The organism is Paenibacillus sonchi, from assembly GCF_016772475.1.
GTDB lineage: Bacteria > Bacillota > Bacilli > Paenibacillales > Paenibacillaceae > Paenibacillus_AQ > Paenibacillus_AQ sonchi.
On sequence record NZ_CP068595.1, the window covers coordinates 1953528 to 1974214 of the forward strand.

General features: G+C 49.8%; 19 protein-coding genes, 1 tRNA gene and 2 rRNA genes. 15 read left to right on the forward strand and 7 right to left on the reverse strand.

Annotation, left to right across the window (positions count from 1 at the left end):
• The first annotated feature begins 230 nt into the window (after positions 1-230).
• Together JI735_RS09040 and rrf are read left to right on the forward strand one after the other, a co-directional pair.
• Positions 231-3158 (forward strand): 23S ribosomal RNA (locus JI735_RS09040).
• A gap of 78 nt (positions 3159-3236) precedes the next feature.
• Positions 3237-3353: ribosomal RNA gene (gene rrf, locus JI735_RS09045) — 5S ribosomal RNA — on the forward strand.
• Between the two features lie 295 nt (positions 3354-3648).
• On the opposite strand, the gene JI735_RS09050 is transcribed toward rrf, so the two are convergent.
• Positions 3649-3828, reverse strand: coding sequence for a hypothetical protein (locus JI735_RS09050; RefSeq protein WP_202677324.1), 180 nt, complete (start codon positions 3826-3828; stop codon positions 3649-3651).
• 467 nt (positions 3829-4295) lie between these two features.
• Between JI735_RS09050 and guaB the strand changes: the two genes are divergently transcribed.
• The 9 genes from guaB (at position 4296) to JI735_RS09095 (ending at position 12315) form a co-directional block, all read left to right on the forward strand.
• Positions 4296-5753 (forward strand): IMP dehydrogenase, encoded by a 1458-nt coding sequence (gene guaB, locus JI735_RS09055; protein WP_039832654.1) that lies wholly within the window; start codon positions 4296-4298, stop codon positions 5751-5753.
• Between the two features lie 162 nt (positions 5754-5915).
• Entirely contained in the window at positions 5916-7274 is a 1359-nt protein-coding gene (locus tag JI735_RS09060; protein ID WP_051051402.1) for a D-alanyl-D-alanine carboxypeptidase family protein, read from the forward strand.
• 112 nt (positions 7275-7386) lie between these two features.
• Entirely contained in the window at positions 7387-8268 is an 882-nt protein-coding gene (pdxS, locus tag JI735_RS09065) for a pyridoxal 5'-phosphate synthase lyase subunit PdxS (protein WP_039832652.1), read from the forward strand.
• Between the two features lie 21 nt (positions 8269-8289).
• The gene (gene pdxT, locus JI735_RS09070) at positions 8290-8874 is read left to right on the forward strand and encodes a pyridoxal 5'-phosphate synthase glutaminase subunit PdxT (protein WP_039832651.1); all 585 of its coding nucleotides are present in this window, start codon (positions 8290-8292) and stop codon (positions 8872-8874) included.
• Between the two features lie 85 nt (positions 8875-8959).
• Positions 8960-10249, forward strand: a complete 1290-nt coding sequence (gene serS / locus JI735_RS09075; protein WP_039832650.1) for a serine--tRNA ligase — start codon at positions 8960-8962, stop codon at positions 10247-10249.
• A gap of 64 nt (positions 10250-10313) precedes the next feature.
• Positions 10314-10402: transfer RNA gene (locus JI735_RS09080), tRNA-Ser, on the forward strand.
• A gap of 205 nt (positions 10403-10607) precedes the next feature.
• On the forward strand, positions 10608-10949 hold the full coding sequence (locus JI735_RS09085) for a hypothetical protein (protein WP_020428196.1): 342 nt from the start codon (positions 10608-10610) through the stop codon (positions 10947-10949).
• A gap of 15 nt (positions 10950-10964) precedes the next feature.
• Positions 10965-11117, forward strand: coding sequence for a small acid-soluble spore protein P (locus JI735_RS09090; protein ID WP_020428195.1), 153 nt, complete (start codon positions 10965-10967; stop codon positions 11115-11117).
• 100 nt (positions 11118-11217) lie between these two features.
• A complete protein-coding gene (locus JI735_RS09095; RefSeq protein ID WP_039832649.1) occupies positions 11218-12315 on the forward strand; it encodes a DUF6612 family protein in 1098 nt (365 codons plus the stop codon).
• Positions 12316-12425: 110 nt separating this feature from the next.
• Here the strand turns inward: JI735_RS09095 and JI735_RS09100 are convergent, their stop codons facing one another.
• Both JI735_RS09100 and tadA read right to left on the reverse strand, forming a co-directional pair.
• Positions 12426-12989 carry a GNAT family N-acetyltransferase gene (locus JI735_RS09100; protein ID WP_039832647.1) on the reverse strand — a complete coding sequence of 188 codons (564 nt, stop codon included), beginning with the start codon at positions 12987-12989 and terminating at the stop codon, positions 12426-12428.
• A 10-nt stretch (positions 12990-12999) separates the two neighbouring features.
• On the reverse strand, positions 13000-13500 hold the full coding sequence (gene tadA, locus JI735_RS09105; RefSeq protein ID WP_411830080.1) for a tRNA adenosine(34) deaminase TadA: 501 nt from the start codon (positions 13498-13500) through the stop codon (positions 13000-13002).
• Between the two features lie 311 nt (positions 13501-13811).
• Here tadA and JI735_RS09110 point away from each other — a divergent pair, with 311 nt between their 5' ends.
• Positions 13812-16127, forward strand: coding sequence for an ATP-binding protein (locus JI735_RS09110; protein ID WP_202677325.1), 2316 nt, complete (start codon positions 13812-13814; stop codon positions 16125-16127).
• A gap of 1 nt (position 16128) precedes the next feature.
• Entirely contained in the window at positions 16129-16830 is a 702-nt protein-coding gene (gene rluF, locus JI735_RS09115) for a 23S rRNA pseudouridine(2604) synthase RluF (RefSeq protein WP_039785048.1), read from the forward strand.
• A 97-nt stretch (positions 16831-16927) separates the two neighbouring features.
• Here rluF and motB read toward each other — a convergent pair whose 3' ends face one another.
• Both motB and motA read right to left on the reverse strand, forming a co-directional pair.
• Positions 16928-17740, reverse strand: a complete 813-nt coding sequence (motB, locus tag JI735_RS09120; protein WP_039834038.1) for a flagellar motor protein MotB — start codon at positions 17738-17740, stop codon at positions 16928-16930.
• Positions 17724-18524 carry a flagellar motor stator protein MotA gene (motA, locus tag JI735_RS09125; RefSeq protein WP_202677326.1) on the reverse strand — a complete coding sequence of 267 codons (801 nt, stop codon included), beginning with the start codon at positions 18522-18524 and terminating at the stop codon, positions 17724-17726. The genes motB and motA overlap by 17 nt, the downstream gene beginning before the upstream one ends.
• Before the next feature lie 201 nt (positions 18525-18725).
• On the opposite strand from motA, the gene JI735_RS09130 reads away from it, so the two are divergent.
• Together JI735_RS09130 and JI735_RS09135 are read left to right on the forward strand one after the other, a co-directional pair.
• Positions 18726-19019: a hypothetical protein gene (locus tag JI735_RS09130; RefSeq protein WP_039832672.1), complete on the forward strand. Its 294-nt coding sequence runs from the start codon at positions 18726-18728 to the stop codon at positions 19017-19019.
• A gap of 231 nt (positions 19020-19250) precedes the next feature.
• Positions 19251-19538, forward strand: a complete 288-nt coding sequence (locus JI735_RS09135) for a 4a-hydroxytetrahydrobiopterin dehydratase (RefSeq protein ID WP_020425635.1) — start codon at positions 19251-19253, stop codon at positions 19536-19538.
• A 130-nt stretch (positions 19539-19668) separates the two neighbouring features.
• Here JI735_RS09135 and JI735_RS09140 read toward each other — a convergent pair whose 3' ends face one another.
• Together JI735_RS09140 and JI735_RS09145 are read right to left on the reverse strand one after the other, a co-directional pair.
• Positions 19669-20025, reverse strand: a complete 357-nt coding sequence (locus tag JI735_RS09140; protein ID WP_039832673.1) for a c-type cytochrome — start codon at positions 20023-20025, stop codon at positions 19669-19671.
• A gap of 95 nt (positions 20026-20120) precedes the next feature.
• Entirely contained in the window at positions 20121-20606 is a 486-nt protein-coding gene (locus JI735_RS09145; protein WP_039832661.1) for a GNAT family N-acetyltransferase, read from the reverse strand.
• Positions 20607-20687 lie beyond the last annotated feature (81 nt).

Below are 20687 nucleotides of genomic sequence, written 5' to 3' on the forward strand. Positions count from 1 at the left end.
TTGTAGCCAAGCTGCTTGGAAACATGATATGATCTTCTTCCGGAGTTAAATCCGGAAACACTTGATCCTTGAAAACTGGATACCGAAACGAAAATGCGTTTTAGAACATCTTTTAGCTGAAACTTGTGTGAACAAGTTGAAATAGTTATTAGTGACCGATATTTTCCTGACGGAAGTAAAGAGCTTTGAATTCATTCAATGTTCGATATTTCTCCTACGGAGAAAATCGTGGTTAAGCTAATAAGAGCACACGGAGGATGCCTAGGCGCCAGGAGCCGACGAAGGACGTGGCGAACAACGAAACTGCCTCGGGGAGCTGTAAGCAAGCTTTGATCCGGGGGTGTCCGAATGGGGAAACCCGGCTGTGGTAATTCGCAGTCACTCACATCTGAATTCATAGGGTGTGAAGAGGCAGACCAGGGGAACTGAAACATCTAAGTACCCTGAGGAAGAGAAAACAATAGTGATTCCGTCAGTAGCGGCGAGCGAACGCGGAACAGCCTAAACCAAGGAGCTTGCTCCTTGGGGTTGTGGGACGTCTCACATGGAGTTACAAAGGAATATGGTAGGCGAAGAGGTCTGGAAAGGCCCGCGATAGAGGTAAAAGCCCTGTAGCCTAAACCCTGTTCCCTCCGAGACGGATCCCGAGTAGTGCGGGGCACGTGAAACCCCGTATGAATCCGGCAGGACCATCTGCTAAGGCTAAATACTACCTGGCGACCGATAGTGAAACAGTACCGTGAGGGAAAGGTGAAAAGCACCCCGGAAGGGGAGTGAAATAGAACCTGAAACCGTGTGCTTACAAAAAGTCAGAGTCCTCTATATGGATGATGGCGTGCCTTTTGTAGAATGAACCGGCGAGTTACGTTTAACATGCAAGGTTAAGGTGAGAAGCCGGAGCCGCAGCGAAAGCGAGTCTGAATAGGGCGACTAAGTATGTGGACGTAGACCCGAAACCGTGTGATCTACCCCTGTCCAGGGTGAAGGTGCGGTAACACGCACTGGAGGCCCGAACCCACGTACGTTGAAAAGTGCGGGGATGAGGTGGGGGTAGCGGAGAAATTCCAATCGAACTCGGAGATAGCTGGTTCTCCCCGAAATAGCTTTAGGGCTAGCCTCGGTGAATGGAGTCGTGGAGGTAGAGCACTGATTGGGTGCGGGGCCCGCAAGGGTTACCAAGCTCAGTCAAACTCCGAATGCCATGGACTTCTTGCCGGGAGTCAGACAGTGAGTGCTAAGATCCATTGTCAAAAGGGAAACAGCCCAGACCATCAGCTAAGGTCCCCAAGTGTGTGTTAAGTGGGAAAGGATGTGGAGTTGCACAGACAACCAGGATGTTGGCTTAGAAGCAGCCACCATTGAAAGAGTGCGTAATAGCTCACTGGTCGAGTGACTCTGCGCCGAAAATGTAACGGGGCTAAACACACCACCGAAGCTATGGCTTGATGCTTTGCATCAGGGGTAGGGGAGCGTTGTATGTGGATTGAAGGTGTACCGGAAGGAGCGCTGGACTGCATACAAGTGAGAATGCCGGTATGAGTAACGAAAAGATCAGTGAGAATCTGATCCGCCGAAAGCCCAAGGTTTCCTGAGGAAGGCTCGTCCGCTCAGGGTAAGTCGGGACCTAAGGCGAGGCCGACAGGCGTAGTCGAAGGACAACAGTTTGAAATTACTGTACCACCGTAATCCGCTATGAGCGATGGGGTGACGCAGGAGGGTAGTGACGCGGACTGATGGATGTCCGTCCAAGCAGTGAGGCTGGTGTGTAGGCAAATCCGCACACCGAAAGGCTGGGCTGTGATGGGGAGCGAAAATTACAGTAGCGAAGGTCATGATCTCACACTGCCAAGAAAAGCCTCTAGCCAGGAGAAGGTGCCCGTACCGCAAACCGACACAGGTAGGCGAGAAGAGAATTCTAAGGCGCGCGGAAGAACTCTCGTTAAGGAACTCGGCAAAATGACCCCGTAACTTCGGGAGAAGGGGTGCCTCGGTAGGGTGAATAGCCCGAGGGGGCCGCAGTGAAAAGGCCCAAGCGACTGTTTAGCAAAAACACAGGTCTGTGCGAAGCCGCAAGGCGAAGTATACGGGCTGACGCCTGCCCGGTGCTGGAAGGTTAAGGGGAGCGGTTAGGAGGCAACTCCGAAGCTGTGAACCGAAGCCCCAGTAAACGGCGGCCGTAACTATAACGGTCCTAAGGTAGCGAAATTCCTTGTCAGGTAAATTCTGACCCGCACGAATGGCGTAACGACTTGGGCGCTGTCTCAACGAGAGATCCGGTGAAATTTTAATACCTGTGAAGATGCAGGTTACCCGCGACAAGACGGAAAGACCCCATGGAGCTTTACTGCAGCTTGATATTGAATTTGGGTACGATCTGTACAGGATAGGTGGGAGCCGTAGAAGCCGGAGCGCAAGCTTCGGTGGAGGCGCCGTTGGGATACCACCCTGATCGTATCTAGGTTCTAACCTGGTACCCTGAGCGGGTACGGGGACCGTGTCAGGCGGGCAGTTTGACTGGGGCGGTCGCCTCCTAAAGAGTAACGGAGGCGTTCAAAGGTTCCCTCAGAATGGTTGGAAATCATTCGAAGAGTGCAAAGGCAGAAGGGAGCTTGACTGCGAGACCTACAAGTCGAGCAGGGACGAAAGTCGGACTTAGTGATCCGGTGGTACCGCATGGAAGGGCCATCGCTCAACGGATAAAAGCTACCCTGGGGATAACAGGCTTATCTCCCCCAAGAGTCCACATCGACGGGGAGGTTTGGCACCTCGATGTCGGCTCATCGCATCCTGGGGCTGAAGTAGGTCCCAAGGGTTGGGCTGTTCGCCCATTAAAGCGGTACGCGAGCTGGGTTCAGAACGTCGTGAGACAGTTCGGTCCCTATCTGTCGTGGGCGTAGGAAATTTGAGAGGAGCTGTCCTTAGTACGAGAGGACCGGGATGGACGTACCGCTGGTGCACCAGTTGTTCCGCCAGGAGCATGGCTGGGTAGCTACGTACGGACGGGATAAGCGCTGAAAGCATCTAAGCGTGAAGCCCCCCTCAAGATGAGATTTCCCAGTATGTAAGACCCCTTGAAGACGACGAGGTAGATAGGTTGGAGGTGGAAGCACGGCAACGTGTGGAGCTGACCAATACTAATCGGTCGAGGGCTTATCCAATAAACTAAAATGCAATTTTCGTTTCGGATTCAGTTTTCAGGAATCAAATTCCTGAAGCATTTACGCTGTAAATGCCCGTTTGGTGGCGATAGCGGAGGGGTTCCACGCGTACCCATCCCGAACACGACCGTTAAGCCCTCCAGCGCCGATGGTACTTGGACCGAAGGGTCCTGGGAGAGTAGGACGCCGCCAAGCACATGAAGCCATTGTTGAGTTACTCAACAGTGGTTTTTTGTTATATAAGAAAATAGGGTTTCCCTTTACTGTAGATATCTTGGAAGCCTCAGTGGACATAAAGCGATGTAGGAGGATTGGGCTCCATCCGCGGACTGAAGCGGACAGGGGAGCCCTTATTTTGCCAAAAACCTTACTTTTTCAGCAGTTACGGACTCAGGAGTCGTTATATCGTTCGATGGAGCCTGAAATAAAGGGAAAAGGGACAAATAAAGGCATCTCAGTCCGTTGTCCTGCGGAATAGACGAATCTTCTATCAATAACGGCTTTCCGGTCCGTAACGGCTGCGGATAGATCGTGAAGGAATGGGGCGATCCGTCTTCAGCATGCCCCCGTTGATTTTGGAACGGTGGGGAATCCCTGCGGCCGTTTGCCCTGTGTTGTTAATCACTCGCCAGGTGATTTTGTTTTTGACTGCACTTCGTGCAATAGACATTTTTGAATATAGCGTCCAAAACAGCTTTTCCAGAGGATTCTAATGTACAGAGTGCAATTATGCAGCTTTTCGACTGATCTAGGGGTTAATCTGCTGCAGAGAATGCAATAGAATGCGAGTTCTGACCTAATTAGAAAGACATTTGCATCGGGCTCGAATCGGACTATATCAGGTTTGCGAACTGTCCACTCCAAACGGACTTTCGTCCAAGAATTCGCTTACTCGGCAACTGTTTCCGGAATAACTTATTCCCTGATGTAATATTCTTGACAGGCCAAAAACCCTTTGCTAAGATGGCAATAATATATTTTTGGACAAGCATCTCAAACCTTATCTGAAGATACGAAAACGTGCAGCTTACAAGTCATTCTCGGTGTCTGCCGGGTATGGACTTTAACTCTGGTTTCTTCATTTATAATGTTTGCAGGCGTTTAGAATAAATACAATTTTGAGGAGGAATGACCCAGGTGTGGGAAGATAAGTTTGGCAAAGAAGGATTAACTTTTGATGATGTGCTGCTGGTGCCGCGTAAATCCGAGGTGCTGCCAAAGGAAGTGGATTTGTCTACGGTACTGAGCAAGAATGTGAAGCTGAACATTCCCTTGATGAGTGCGGGTATGGATACAGTCACTGAAGCAGCCATGGCGATCGCCATTGCACGTGAGGGCGGCATCGGTATTATTCATAAGAATATGTCCGTGGAGCAGCAGGCGGAAGAGGTAGACCGTGTGAAGCGCTCCGAGAGTGGCGTTATCACGAATCCTTTTTCGCTTACTCCAGAACACTGGGTATCCGACGCTGAAGTCCTGATGGGTAAATACCGCATTTCCGGTGTGCCTATCGTAGATGAAGGCAACAAACTGGTTGGCATTTTGACTAACAGAGATTTGCGCTTTATTCATGACTTCAATATTCAGATCAAAGAAGTAATGACGCATGAGAACCTGGTGACAGCTGCTGTGGGCACTACGCTCCAGGAAGCTGAAGTCATCCTGCAGCGCCATAAGATTGAGAAACTGCCCCTGGTGGATGAGAACAACATTCTTAAGGGTCTGATTACCATAAAAGATATCGAGAAGGCCATCCAATTTCCGAATGGTGCTAAGGATGCGCAGGGCCGGCTGCTCGTAGGCGCAGCAATTGGAATATCGAAGGATACGTTCGAACGGACAGAAGCTTTGATAAAAGCCGGGGTCGACCTTATTACTGTAGACTCCGCACATGGCCATCATATCAATATCATTGATGCCGTCCGCAAGTTGCGCGAGCTGTATCCGGATCTTACCATTGTAGCCGGCAATGTAGCCACCGGGGAAGCTACCCGTGAACTGATTGAAGCCGGAGCTTCGGTGATCAAGGTTGGGATTGGACCTGGATCGATCTGTACAACTCGTGTAATCGCCGGTATTGGCGTACCTCAAATTACAGCCATTTATGATTGTGCAACGGTAGCCCGTGAATACGGAATTCCTATTATCGCAGACGGCGGAATCAAATACTCCGGAGAGATTACCAAGGCTATTGCTGCAGGAGCATCAGCTGTAATGATGGGCAGTTTGTTCGCGGGTACGGAAGAAAGCCCTGGGGAATCCGAAATTTATCAGGGACGTAAATTCAAAGTCTATCGTGGCATGGGCAGTATGAGCGCCATGAAGCAAGGCAGTAAAGACCGTTATTTCCAGGATGATGATAAGAAGCTGGTTCCTGAAGGTATTGAAGGCCGTGTAGCTTTTAAAGGATCGCTTTCGGATACGGTTCATCAGCTTCTAGGCGGACTTCGTTCAGGTATGGGGTATTGCGGAACCAAGACACTGACGGAGCTTCGCAACGATACTTCCTTTATCCGGATTACCGGAGCCGGTCTGCGCGAGAGTCACCCGCATGACGTACAAATTACTAAGGAAGCTCCTAACTACTCCCTGTAGTACAAGTTAAGCGATATTTTAAGGGCAGACAGGACGAATTTCGTCCTGTCTGTCTTTTTTTGCAGATACCCCTGTGTTAGAATAGAACAAGCAATGATATGAGGTCAAAAGGAGAGTTAATCATTGAAGTACAAGCATAAATTTAGCGGTAAGCAATTTGTAATGAAGACAGCGACAGTAGGTCTGCTTTTAAATATCCTAGCTTCTCCCGTAAATTCCGCGCTGGCTGATGCGGTGAAGACACCGGCAACTACAGAATCAGGCACAGCAGCTACCAATAAAACAAAGGCCAAAGCGGCTGCAGCCAAGATTCCTTCGGTGGAGTCGTTGGGGTTGAACCTGAAATCTGCCGTTCTGCTGGAACCTACCACCGGTGAGGTGCTTTTGTCGCTAAATGCAGATGTGCCCCTGCCTCCGGCGAGCATGACCAAAATGATGACCGAGTACCTCGTCACCGAAGCCGTTAACAAAGGCCAGTTATCCTGGGATCAGAAAGTCGTGGTGCAGGAGAATGCGTCCAAGCAGATTGGTTCGCGTATTTTTCTGGCACAAGGTGATGAACACACAGTTAAAGAGCTATACATAGCCATGGCGGTAGGCTCTGCAAATGATGCTACGGTAGCTTTGGCAGAAGAGGTTGCCGGATCTGAACAGGAATTCGTTGCTATGATGAACGAAACTGCACAGAAGATGGGAATGAAGACGGCCTATTTCATCAATTCCACCGGCTTGAACCGGGCGGATATGCCTGCAAAGTTTCAGCCTGACACAGATCGTGAAACGGTAATGTCCGCTATGGATGCGGCCATTCTCGCCAAACATATAGTCACCGACCATCCGGATTTCACAGATTTCACGACCATTCAGTCCTACAAATTCCGTGAGCGCGATAAAGCGCCGATGGTTAACTATAACTGGATGCTGGAAGCGAACAAGAATGTGACCAACTTCAAAGCTTATGCTTATCCGGGGCTTGATGGTTTGAAGACCGGACATACTAATAATGCCGGCAACTGCTTCACCGGTACTGCTGTACGGGATGGCATGCGGCTGATTAGTGTTGTAATGGGAGCAGACTCGGAGCCTCACCGGTTCACAGAAACGAAGAAGGTGCTTGATTTTGGCTTCAATAATTTTGAGGTTAAGCAGGTTGTAGCGCCTAAGGCCGTCATTGCAGGCAACGAAACCGTTCCTGTATTAAAAGGCAAACACAAAAATGTCCCCGTTGTGACGGATGCCGGCGTTACTTTTATCGTGCCTAAGGGAACTGCATCCCCACAGATCAAAACCGCTGTGGTCATCAATGATCCGGCAACCCTGGTTGCACCGATTGCCGGAGCCAGCAAGGTGGGCAAAGTGACTTACTCCTACCAGGTAGAAGGTATTACTCAAGTTCAAGAGAAGACCGTTAACCTGATTACGGCTGAAGAAGCGGAGAAGGCAGGCTGGTTCAAGCTGCTGATGAGAGCAATTGGAGAGTTTTTTGGCGATCTGTTTAAAGGAATTAAGAACTTGTTCTAACGGCTGAAACATGCTGGCAACAGGATGAATTCCGAGTAAATAGATTGTATATATAGCCGTCTTGCGGTAAAATAATATGTTAAATTAAATAGTTTATTCGGGAGGCAAAGTCATGGAAACAGGAACATCGCGAGTAAAAAGAGGCATGGCAGAAATGCAAAAAGGCGGCGTCATTATGGACGTCATGAATGCAGAACAGGCAAAAATTGCTGAGGCTGCGGGAGCAGTAGCCGTTATGGCTCTGGAACGCGTCCCTTCTGATATTCGTGCAGCAGGCGGTGTGGCCCGGATGGCCGACCCTACTATTGTGGAAGAGGTTATCAAGGTAGTAAGCATCCCCGTGATGGCCAAGGCCCGTATCGGACATTATGTAGAAGCGAAGGTTCTGGAATCCCTCGGTGTGGATTATTTGGATGAGAGTGAAGTGCTGACTCCTGCGGATGAAGTGTTCCATATTAACAAGCGTGAATTTACGGTTCCGTTTGTATGTGGAGCCAAAGATCTGGGTGAAGCTCTACGCCGCATCAATGAAGGTGCATCCATGATTCGTACCAAAGGCGAGCCAGGAACCGGCAACATTGTTGAGGCTGTACGTCATATGCGCTATATTAACAGCCAGATCCGTAAAGTAACCAATCTTTCATTGGACGAGCTCTATAATGAAGCCAAGACTCTTGGTGTTCCCTATGATTTGCTGCTTGAAGTTCATGAACTGGGAAAATTGCCGGTAGTTAACTTTGCTGCAGGCGGTGTGGCCACTCCGGCTGATGCTGCTTTGATGATGCATCTGGGAGCCGATGGTGTTTTTGTGGGCTCCGGTATTTTCAAATCCGATAATCCTGAGAAGTTTGCCCGTGCAATCGTTGAGGCTACTACTCACTTCACGGACTATAAATTGATTGCTGAAGTATCCAAGAACCTCGGTACCCCGATGAAGGGGATCGATATTGCCTCACTGTCGCCGGCAGAACGCATGTCGGAGCGCGGCCGTTAATGTAGAGAGAAGGTTGTTCCGATGAAGATAGGGGTGCTGGCGCTTCAAGGCGCAGTAACAGAGCATATTGTTAGTATAGAAAAGACCGGGGCGCAAGGCCTGCCCATTAAACGCGCAGAGCAGTTGGAAGAGATCGAGGGATTGATCATTCCGGGCGGTGAGAGCACCACGATTGGCAAGCTCATGCGCAAATATGGCTTTATTGAGGCGATCCGTGATTTTGCCGGCCGGGGTAAGCCTGTTTTTGGGACATGCGCCGGAATGATCGTACTGGCTAAGCGTATTGATGGCGGCGAGCCCGCTCATTTAGAGCTGATGGATATTACAGTTGCCCGGAATGCCTTTGGACGCCAGCGTGAAAGTTTTGAATGTGATCTGGAAGTCAAAGGGATCGACGAGCCGGTACGTGCTGTCTTTATTCGGGCGCCGCTCATTACAGAGGTTGGACCGGATGTGGATGTACTCACGGTCTATAAGGATGAGATTGTGACCGCCCGTCAGGGGAATTTGCTCGTATCCTCTTTTCATCCGGAGTTGACAGATGATTACAGGCTGCACCAATACTTTGCCGGCATGGTAGAGCATAGCGCAGCAGCCAATCAATAGAACTGCATATAAGAACATCCCGACTCTTTCAAGGCTGTGAACAGCATATTGAAAGGGTCTGGGCTGTTTTCAGGAGGGAAACTTTGTGCTAGATGTAAAGATATTGCGCAGTGATTATGCGAGAGTAGAAGAAGCATTGAATAAAAGAGGTAAATCGCTTGATTTGATTGCCGGATTTCCCCAGTTGGATCTGCGCCGCCGTGAGCTGCTGCAGGAAACGGAGGGGCTGAAGAACCGCCGCAATACTGTATCTGGTGAAGTGGCGAAAAAGAAGAAGAACGGTGAGCCTGCGGATGATCTAATAGCTGAGATGCGCACCGTGTCTGACCGGATTAAAGAGTTGGACGATGAAGTAAGAGAGCTGGAGGCCCGTATTGAGGAATTAACCATGAACATTCCTAATATCCCTCATGAATCGGTGCCCGTAGGCAAGTCCGAGGAAGAGAATGTGGAAATCCGCCGGTGGTCGCAGCCGCGTGAGTTTGGGTTTACGCCGAAGTCGCATTGGGAGCTGGCACAGCAGCTGGATATCATTGACTTTGAAGCCGCTGCCAAGGTCACAGGCTCTCGTTTTGCTTTTTACAAGGGGCTTGGAGCGCGTCTGGAACGTGCACTTATCAACTTCATGATGGATCTTCACAGCGGGGAACATAATTATGAGGAGATGCTGCCGCCTTATATTGTTAATAAGGACAGCCTATACGGCACCGGCCAGCTTCCTAAGTTCGAGGAGGATCTCTTCAAGCTGCGGGATACCGAATATTATCTGATACCTACTGCTGAGGTTCCAGTGACGAATTACTACCGCGAGGAAATTCTGACGGCTGCAGATTTGCCGAAGTATCACGTGGCCTACAGCTCTTGTTTCCGTTCTGAAGCAGGCTCGGCCGGCCGGGATACACGCGGGCTGATCCGCCAGCATCAGTTCAACAAGGTGGAACTGGTGAAGCTCACCACACCAGAAACCTCATATGAGGAACTGGAGAAGATGACGGCGGATGCTGAACGTGTGCTGCAGCTCCTGGAACTGCCATATCGCGTACTGGGCCTCTGTACGGGCGATATGGGCTTCACTTCTGCTAAGACGTACGATCTTGAGGTGTGGCTGCCAGAGAGCGGCATGTACCGTGAAATCTCCTCCTGCTCGAATACAGAAGACTTCCAGGCCAGACGGGCTAACATCCGTTACCGCAAGGAGCCTAAAGCTAAGCCGGAATTTGTCCATACACTGAATGGCTCCGCACTTGCTGTTGGCCGTACGGTAGCCGCTATTCTGGAGAATTATCAGCAGGAAGACGGCACAGTATTGATTCCTGCAGTACTGCAGCCGTATATGCGGAATGTGAAAGCGATCAGTCCGAAGGCTGCTCAATAATTATACTTGCGAAGGCTTGCTCTGTGTGGTATACTTTCTAATGCATGTGAAATTTTGATGCATTGGAGAGGTACCGAAGCGGTCATAACGGGGCGGTCTTGAAAACCGTTAGGGTGCAAGCCCACATGGGTTCGAATCCCATCCTCTCCGCCATTCCTTCAGAAATGAATTCAATACATGAAGATAGAAGCTGCCTTCCTTGGAAGGCGGCTTTTTTTACATCTCAGAAAGTATATATTGAGGTCCCTGGGCAAGGGTCCTTGCCTCACGGAGGGGGAGCGGTCCGGGAACCCGTGCCGCCAAGTATAAAAAGCTCCTTTTCTCCGCAATGTAATAGGGAAGGAGGCTGATAATAACGATGAACCGAGAATTACAGCTGGATCAGCAAAGTCTGGTGTCTGCTTGGCAGGAGCGTCTGCCTGCTCTGATGGAGGATGGAGACAGCTTTAGCGTACAGGGTGATGCAGCGGACCCTAGCAGTCTGCTGGTTCATTTTAATGCTGCCGGACGTCAGGCGTATTCCCTGGACTTTCGTTGTACTTATGTCGACAGCCGTGAGGTTGCAGTAAGTCTAATTGATGCCGAAGAAGCTGGGCGCCAGACCGATGAACGCTCCGATGCAGTTCAGCTTTTGGCCCAGCGGTACACCAGACAGATTCATGAATGCGCCCAGGCGCTGCAAGACCTGACCAATCCCTAGGAGGCAAACCTACAAATGAGCAAACCCAAAAGCATGCCTGCGCCAGGTTCGGAAGATAACCATCAGGAGCGCCGGAAGGAACATAAGTTCTCCGGACCTGAACCGCTTTCCGGCTCCAAAAAGGTTAAGCAGGCTAACCATGTAGACCATCATAACCGTCAAGGCTGATTTTTTTAGAGTGATATTAGAAAGAAATGTTTCTCATAATTGCCAAATGGTTTATCATAAGGGAGGGAAGAAATAGTTTACATGGGAGAGGAGATTTTTAATGAAGAGAAAATGGGGGTTGTCCGCTGCCGCACTGCTGCTAACCGCTGCAGTAATTTTACCCGGCTGCGCCAACAAGGAGCAAGCGCCTAAGGAGGCACTGAAATCTGCTGCGATCAAAGCGACCACTCTGAAATCGTATGAGATGAAGAGTAAGCTGGTGATTAATAATCTGGCTATAGATGCGCCGGCAAACAGCGAGTCGGATGGGTCAACGGCACAGGTGCTCAGTATGCTGAAAAACGCCGATATCACAATCGACGGTGTCTATCAGGCAGATCCAATGCAGACCGAAATGACGATGGTACTCAATCTGAAGGGTGATATGACGATGTCCTTCACGATTCCAATGGTGATGACCAAGGAAAAGATGTATTTCAAAATACCGTCTATCCCATTCCTGCCGCTTCCGGAAACAGTAGTCGGCAAGTTTGTAGAGCTTGATCTGAAGGAGCTGGCTGAGCAGGGAGGAACCGAATGGAATCCTGGTTCTCTTGATACTCAGAAGATGCAAAAGCTCTCTAATGAGGTGCTTAACACATTGATGGGCGAGTATGATGATACAACATACTTCAAGAACATTAAGCCGAAGGACGCCGCTTTGCCCGAGGGTGTGGAAGCAGATCAGGTGGTTCAGTTCAACGTAACCAATGATAACGTCAAAGAGGCGCTAACGATTCTTGTGAATAATGCCTTGCCGAAGATTATCGATATCGTGAGCAAACCGGAATATAAGGATGTTCTGAAAATTGACGATGCCGACATGGCTAAATTCAAAGAAGAGCTGAAGTCCAGTGATGCCCGCGCAGAATTCGACAAGGACTTGGCCGATTTAGGAAAATATCTGACCATCAACAAATTCAATCTGAATACAGCGATCAACAAAGATGATTTTCCGGTGTATCAGGATCTTCTGATGGACATTAAGGTGAACGATCCAGACAAGGGTGAGAATGTCAGCTTGTCCTTAACCGCCAGCAATCAATACAGTAAAATCAATGAAAAGCAGACCTTCACCATTGGCATTCCTCAGGGAGACGATGTCATTACGATGGATGAGCTGCAGCAGGAATTTGGAAGCATAGGCAGCTCCTACTAAGCAGGCAGTTGAAATCAAAAATCCCGCATATGTGCGAAGTCTTCGCGCTTGTGCGGGATTTTTTATGATATCCATAACAGGGGGAGAGCTTGTACCGGGGAAAATTGTCATTACTCCTGTGGCCGGATATCATCAGCGAGAATAGCGTAAGTGCGGTGATCCTGCCATTGTCCATTTATTTTAATAAAACGGCGGGCTATGCCCTCAGCCAGAAACCCGTTCTTCTCCAAGACCCGGCGGGAGCCGTGATTATGAAGCAGAATGGCGGCTTGCACTCTATGCAGGCCAAGGGAACGGAAGGCGAACTTAAGGATAAGGCCTACGGCCGCGCTGGTGTATCCTTGTCCCTGCAGCGCATAATCAATGAAATAGCCTATATCCGCAAACTGTCCAACCCCACGTACTACATTAGAGATCGTGATCTGTCCAATCAGCATGCCATCAAGTAAAAATATACCGAACATGTAGCCCCGGTCCTGCAAGGAGTCCTCCACACGCTGGGCAATGAGCCGCTGCTGGCTCTCCAGCGTGAAGTAATCCCCGTCGCGCAGCGGTTCAAAGGGTTGATGATGTTCTTTATTGCGCAGACGCAGCCGGAGGAGTACATCGGCATCCTGGACCTGCAGCAGAGAAATATAAATGCCATGTGATGTGTCATATAACTTCTGATCCATGGGATTCTCCTTACTTTGAAGATTTCTTGCGCAGCTGCCGGAAAAAAGTGGTCAGCAGTTCAGCGCATTCCTGCTGCAATATGCCTTGAATGACCTCGGTGCGGTGATTAAAGCGCGGTTCCTCCAGAAGATTCATGAGTGTGCCTGCACAGCCGGCTTTGGGATCCGGGGTGCCGTAGACCGTAAGCGGCACTCTGGACTGGACCATGGCCCCTGCACACATAGGGCAGGGCTCTAAGGTAACATACAGGTGGCAATCCAGGAGACGCCACGAACCAAGCAATACACTGGCTTCACGAATCGCTACCATCTCCGCGTGGGCGGTGGAATCCATCGTTGTCTCCCGCAGGTTATAGCCGCGGCCGATAATCTTTCCATCACGGACAACTACGGCTCCTATAGGAACCTCGCCTAAAGCTTCCGCTTTGCGGGCCTCCGCAATTGCTTCTTTCATCCAATATTCATGAACCGCCAATTCCTCAGAGGACAGTTCATCATTTACACTATTCAAGCTCATCTTCCCTTCTGCAAATGCCCCTTGTACAACGAACAAATATTCGTTCTTAACAAATTGTGTACAACTCTGTGGATAAGGCTCGACTTATACACAAAATTGTGCACATCGCAATCTGATAAATTGTTTATATGTGTATAACCTGTGGATGGTTTCTTATCCATTGTAGAGAAAGTGTCTGCATAATTCAATATTTCCCGAAACAGCCAGCGTGAGTGAAATGTCTTTTCAAATGGGGAGGCAAAAGGTATGATAATGTTTGAATGCTCCGCTAGGATTTACCAGCGGGTAAGAGGTGAAAATACAGCTTGTCCATAAAAACTAAGTTATCGGCAATCATTTTCGGATCGGTGCTCTTAATTCTGGCGCTTAATCTAACACTTAATCTTCATGCCGCCCGGAGTAATCTTCGCAATGAAAGTGAGAAGAATATGAAGATGGCTGCCAGACAGATTGCCGTTTCGGTCGAGCAGAGCAGCTACAGCTCTAATTATGTCCAGCATCAAATTGCCCAGAACCTCAGATTGACCGCTATTCTGGCTTCCAAAGAGCTTGATCCCGATATTAAGAATGTGAAGGACGCTCAACTGGTTGCGCTGGCCCATAAACTGGGAGTGTCTAATATTTCGCTCCTGGTTAAGACTGAGGATGATGTGGTTGTAGCCAGATCCTCAGATCCCGGTGAGATTGGTCTGTCTACCAAAGGTATGGGCTATTGGTATGTGGCATTTTTGGAGCTGTTTGCGGGTCAGGAGGTTTCCGTCGAGCAGGGGCAGAGCTTTGAGCATTTTTGGTCAGGACCTTTTGAATATTCTACCTCCAATCCGAAGTTTATCGAGAAGTGGGGATACTATTATGATCAAAAGAGCAATTACATTATAGATCCTTACATCCGCAGCACCGCCGTAAGTGATTATGTCAAGATTATGAATCCCGATGAGATTGTCCGCCAGTCCAAGGAGGTTAATCCAGGCATTCTGGAGGTCACAGGGATCAATCCCAAAACCTTTGGAGCACCCACTATGCTTCCGGATGGCAGTGATCCTACAAATCAGAAGCTGAGAAACCGGGCGATTAAGTATGGCACATACATTTATGGCAATGTGGAAGAGGACAAGACGGCTGTTATGGAAGCTCTTAGCAGCGGCAGCCCTCTGACACTGGACACGCAGGCGCTGGGTAAAAGAGTGCTGAAAACCTTTATTCCCATTACGCAGCCGGGCGTGGAGGATTACGTCATCAGTGTAGTCATGGATTATTCGGTTATTTCCTCTGTAATCAAAGAGCAGCTGATCAATAATGTGACTACATCGATTATTCTGCTGGTAGTTTTTTTTGCGGCGAGCTATATCCTTGCGGGTATTGTTACCCGGCCGATTCAGCATATTCTAGCAAAAGTTAACGATGTGGCCCGGGGCAAATTCGAACCTCCGCTTAAAGTCGATAGCCGTGATGAGCTGGGGCAGCTGGCACACCGTATCAATGCCATGACCTCCCATCTGCTGCAGCATACCAACCGGCTGGGACAGACGCTGGAAGAGAACCGGGCCGTCAAGGAACGGCTGGAGTCGGTCATTAACGGCACTTCAGATGCCATTCATACCATGGACATGGACGGACGGATTATCAGTACGAACCGGGCCTTCGAAGAGCTGTATGGCTGGAGCGCGGACGATGTATCGGATAAGACGCCATACCTGGTGCCTGCTACGGCGCAGAAGCAGGAGGAAACCAGACTGAGGGAGCTGAAGAACGGAGCGGTTCTGCCGCCGCTGGAAACCATCAGGCTGAAACGCGACGGCTCGCTCGTTGAAGTCAGCGTCAGCAGCTCGGTTATCCGTGACGAGGAGGGCAATCCGCAGTCTTTTGTCCATGTCTCGCGTGATATGACGGAGCGCAACCGGATGGAGGAGCTGCTGAGACGCTCTGAGAAGCTGACTACGGTCGGCCAGCTTGCCGCCGGGGTTGCCCATGAGATCCGGAATCCGTTAACCACCCTGAGGGGATTTTTGCAGCTTCAGCAGGAGAAGAAGATTCTGGTGCCGCTTCATATTGAACTTATGCTCTCGGAGCTGGAGCGGATTAATATGATCGTGAGTGAATTTTTGATTTTGGCCAAGCCGCAGGCCGTGCATTTTCAGCTTAGGGACGTCCGGCTCATTCTGGGTGATGTGATCTCTCTTCTGGACAGCCAGGCGCATCTGTTCGGCATTGAATTCGAGGCCCGGTTTTCCCAGCAGCCGGCAACGGTCCACTGTGAAGAAAACCAGCTGAAGCAGGTGTTTATCAACATTGTCAAAAATGCAATTGAGGCCATGCCTGACGGAGGCACAATCATACTGGAGCAACAAATCATTGACGGCACCGTAGTGATTGTCATCTCTGACGAGGGTGAAGGGGTTCCCGAGGAAATATTGCCGAAGCTAGGGGAGCCGTTCTTTACCAACAAGGAGACGGGAACCGGACTTGGGCTGATGGTCAGCCAGCGGATTATCCAATCCCATAAGGGGAGCCTGGAAATACACAGTGAATACGGGAGCGGTGCTCAGGTTACCATTAAACTGCCCGAAGCCGGAGAGCATACTCCCGGGCAGGCTATGAACGAAGAACGGAGTGAAGATTGAAGTGAGAATTAATAAATTCATCAGTGAGACAGGATTCTGCTCACGGCGTGAAGCAGACAAGCTGGTGGAAGGCGGCAGAGTCACCATCAACGGAGAGCGTGCTGTGCTTGGCAGCCAGGCTGAGCCGGGAGATGATGTGCGCATAGACGGCAAACGCCTTGAAACGGGCAGCAAGGTTGTCTACATCGCGTTGAATAAGCCAGTGGGTATTACTTCAACGACAGAAGCACATATCCAGGGGAATATTGTCGATTTTGTCGGACATCATGAGCGGATATTCCCCATCGGCAGGCTGGATAAAGATTCCGAGGGGTTAATCCTGCTGACCAATGACGGAGATATCGTTAACAAGATATTAAGGGCTGAAGGCAAGCATGAGAAAGAATATATCGTAACAGTGGACCGGCCGGTTACTCCATCCTTTGTTACGGGGATGTCCAGCGGGGTCAAGATCCTGGGGAGCCGTACGCTTCCCTGTCAAGTGACGCGGATCAGTGAGCGGGTGTTCCGGATTATTCTGACGGAAGGCAAAAACCGGCAGATCCGCCGCATGTGCGCTGCTTTTGGCTATGAGGTCCGGCGGCTGCAGCGCATCAGGGTGATGAATATCCACCTGGGTTCCCTGCAGACCGGGGAATGGCGTGAGCTGACTGCCCCGGAGAAGATGGAGCTGGGAGCTATGCTGAACTATCAGCTGCAATAACGGCGTCAACGGACACTATAAGACAAACGGAAAAAAGAGCTGTTCTGAGGGCCGGTTAAGACGCTTCAGAGCAGCTCTTTATTTTTTGTCCAAATCTTTAATTGCTGGGTGTAACTGGCGTAGTTTCGGTTACGTCCTGATATTTGCGAAGGATGGAGACTTCCACACGCCGGTTTTTCGCGCGTCCGGCTGCCGTAGCATTGTCAGCGACCGGATGATATTCCCCATAGCCGATAGGACTGAACTTAACCGGGTCCAGATAGGGGTTCAGCAGCAGGATTTTCATGAATTGCAGCGCACGGGCAACACTGAGATCCCAGTTGGAGGGATACTCGCTATTGGAAATCGGGATGTTGTCTGTGTGGCCCTCTACCAGAACTTCATAATTCGGAAATTGCTGCAGCATGGTGGAGATGGATTTGGCCAGCTGACGGGATTCATCCTTAACTACAGCTTGTCCTGAGGAGAACAAGGCGTTATCGCTGATGGTGATGGTCAGCTGGGATTGATTCAGCTTGGTGCTGAGCAAATCGGTCAGACCGTTGTTCTTAATGTACTGGTCAAACTGTTTCTTCAGCTTCTCGAGCTCCTCCTGTTCCTTCTGGCGGAGCTTGGCGATATCGGCTTTACCGGTATTAGGAGCAACAACACTGTTCATTTTATCTTCTTTGCCCTGATCCAGCTGAGTATTTGTGGGGGCATCAGACCGGTATTCCAGCACTCCAGACCCGCCATTCAGTGCCGAACTGAAGGCCTGCGCCATTTCTTCGAATTTTTTGGCATCTGTTGCACTCATGGCGTACATAACGAGGAACAGAGCAACCAGCAACGTCATTAAGTCAGAATAGGGCAGCAGCCAGGATTCGTCGGCATGCTCTTCGTGCTCCTCATGTCTAGTCTTTTTGCTCACTGGAAGCCCCCTCCTTGTCACCCAGCTTTGCACGTTCCAACGGAGTGAGGAAGACGGACAGCTTCTGGTTGATGGCGATTGTGGACACCCCGGATTGAATAGACAACAGTCCTTCCACCATCATCAGCCTAACCTCAATTTCCCGTTTGGACAGCCGCTTCAGCTTATTCGAAATGGGATGCCAGAGCACGTAACCTGTAAAGATACCGACCAGTGTAGCGATGAAGGCTGCACCGATGGCATGAGCCAGTTTTTCCATGGCACTCATATCCGACAGTGCGGCAATCAGCCCGATAACGGCCCCGAGTACCCCCAGTGTTGGAGCGTACATGCCGGCTTGGGAGAAAATAAGCGCTCCGGCTTTATGTCTATCTTCAGTAGCGTGGATATCTTCCATTAATACATCCCGGACAAATTCCTGATCGTTGCCGTCGATAATCATCCGCATGCCGTTTCGGAGAAAGTTGTCCTCGATTTCATCGACCTTGGATTCCAGGGCAAGCAGACCTTCGCGGCGGGTGATGGAAGCCCACTCCATGAACATGGTAATGAGTTCCGATTTGCTGACCATTTTTTGCTTTACAAAGATTAACTTAAACAGCTTAGGGAGTTTTTTGACTTCCGAGAACGGGAAAGCCATGAATATGGATGCGGCTGTACCCAGGAGGATAATTACATAAGCGGCCGGAGCATTTAAGGCATGCAGTGGAGCACCCTTAAGATACATCCCCCATACTATTGTAACCAGACCAAAAATCAAACCGATTATTGTTGAAATTTCCATTTATGCACCTCGTCCATGAGAATTAAGAAGTGGTCCGACTGTACCGCGTGTATCATCCATGAACAGCGGTGGGGCATCTGCCTGACCAATCACGTATATTCTTATTTATCGACAGCATTCCCTTTTTTGTGAAGTCATTTTTTCGGCTATAATGAGTAGGGTAGGATATTATTCATCTGTGGAGAAAACGGAGTGATTGATGTGGGTGTGAAGCACGGCAGGGATTACAGTGAAATTCTGGGTGAGCTGACGGAAGCGGTAGGAAGAATTTCCGACGGGTATGTATTTTTTGAAATGGAGCCTGATGAGTGGCAGGAACTGCCTCAGGAGTCGAAGCTGGAAGTCTGGGAAGCACTTGCTGAGGATCTGTTCTACGCCCTGGGGAATGAGCCGGTGATCGAAGTGGGCAGCGGTGTTGTGATCTATGACAAGGAGACACACCGGATCAATATTCTGCTTGGCGAAGAGGATCTGGCTTCAGTCCTTCTGGTCTAGGGGACAGGCAGGTGCCGGAGGGCGGTTTGCCCGCAGCCTGCGCCGCGTGGTAAAATTGATGAAGCCGGGTACTATTTGCTGGGATTTGTGAATACATTAAACCAAAAAAACCTCATCCTGGCGCATCCCTTGGACTTCTATAAGCTGAGGGATGTTTTGTTTCAGGCAACAACGCCACTGGTAATAGAGCTGCAAGGCTTTTGCTGTTAATTTAGTAAGGGAGGAAGAACATTGCAATTTACGGAAGAGGAGCTGCGGGAGCAGGTGAGCAAGCTGGAAGGATGGAAGCTGGAGCAGAATACTCTGGTGCGCAAATACATGTTCAATGAATACATGAAGGGGATTGCTTTTGTGGATGAGGTGGCCGCCATATCGGAAGCATTCGAGCATCATCCGCATATTACAGTCGATTATAAAACGGTCTTTCTCCGCTTGTCTGCGGCAGAAGAAGAGGGGCTTACCACGCTGGATATCCGGCAGGCCCATGAATTTAACGAGGCCTTTGAGAAGAACCGTTAACCCAAGCCCGATCGAACCGGTCCGAATGAGAGTTCATCATAACCCTTATATAAAAAATGCCCTGCCATAGGATCAGCATCATCCTTGCAAGGGCATTTTGTGCTTATTCTTCTGTGAAGTGTAAGTGAAGCTACTTCTTCTCTGCAAGCCACATGGCTACATTTGCGATCTCCTCCGGGGCCAGCTTATCCTTGAAGGAAGGCATTTGTCCGCGGCCCTTAGTCACAATGGTGAAGATCTCCCCGGCATCATGCTTGCCGCCTTCCTGCTGCAGGCTGGGTCCTACACCACCCTGGAGCTGATCCCCATGGCAGGTAATGCAATTAGCCTTCACAATGGCCTCAGCACCCGCCGCATCCAGCTGTACTTCCGGCATAGTTGGCTTGTTCTCCTCAGCGACTTCGGCTTTGCCCGGCAAAGTAAACATTAAGACTACCGCAAAGGCACAGGCGGCAAAAAATAAACCGCTCATGATCCATTTCTGCATCTGCATCCGTCCCCTCCATGTAAGCTGCTGTCTACATTATACAAGAAGGTAAAGCGTTATCATAGGGTTTGTAACAAATAATTGGCTGATTTGTGCTATTTATCATAGACCATACAATAAAAAGGCTTATTGCCCGTGGGAGTCCGGCGTTCATAGGTATCTGTAATGGTAAATCCGCTTTTTTGATAAGCGCGTATAGCCCGTTGGTTCCACGTCAGCACCTCCAGATCAATTTCGCGGTCCGGATAACGTTTCAGAGCCTCCTTGACCACAGCATTCATGAACAGATGCCCCATGCCATGTCCGCACAGATCAGGCCGCATCCCGACTCCAAGCCGGACTACGCCTTCCATTGGGAAGAGCTGCGCGAAGCCGCAGAGCGTGCCCTGACCGTTCACCACCGAGACATATTGCTCACTTCGAAGCCGGGGATCACCGAACTCAACGCCCAAAGCCTGCATCTGCTCCCAGGACATCCAGCCGTAAATGTTATACGGAGGCTTATAGACCCATTGGCATATTTCGGCAGCGTGGGCAACATCCATAGGAACACTGTAAAAGGTTGCGGGGGAACTAATCATCAGGTATCGGCCTCCCATCCAAAGTGAAGCGTTATATCTTTAATTATATACATAACCATCCTTTTGGAGCGAATAAACTTT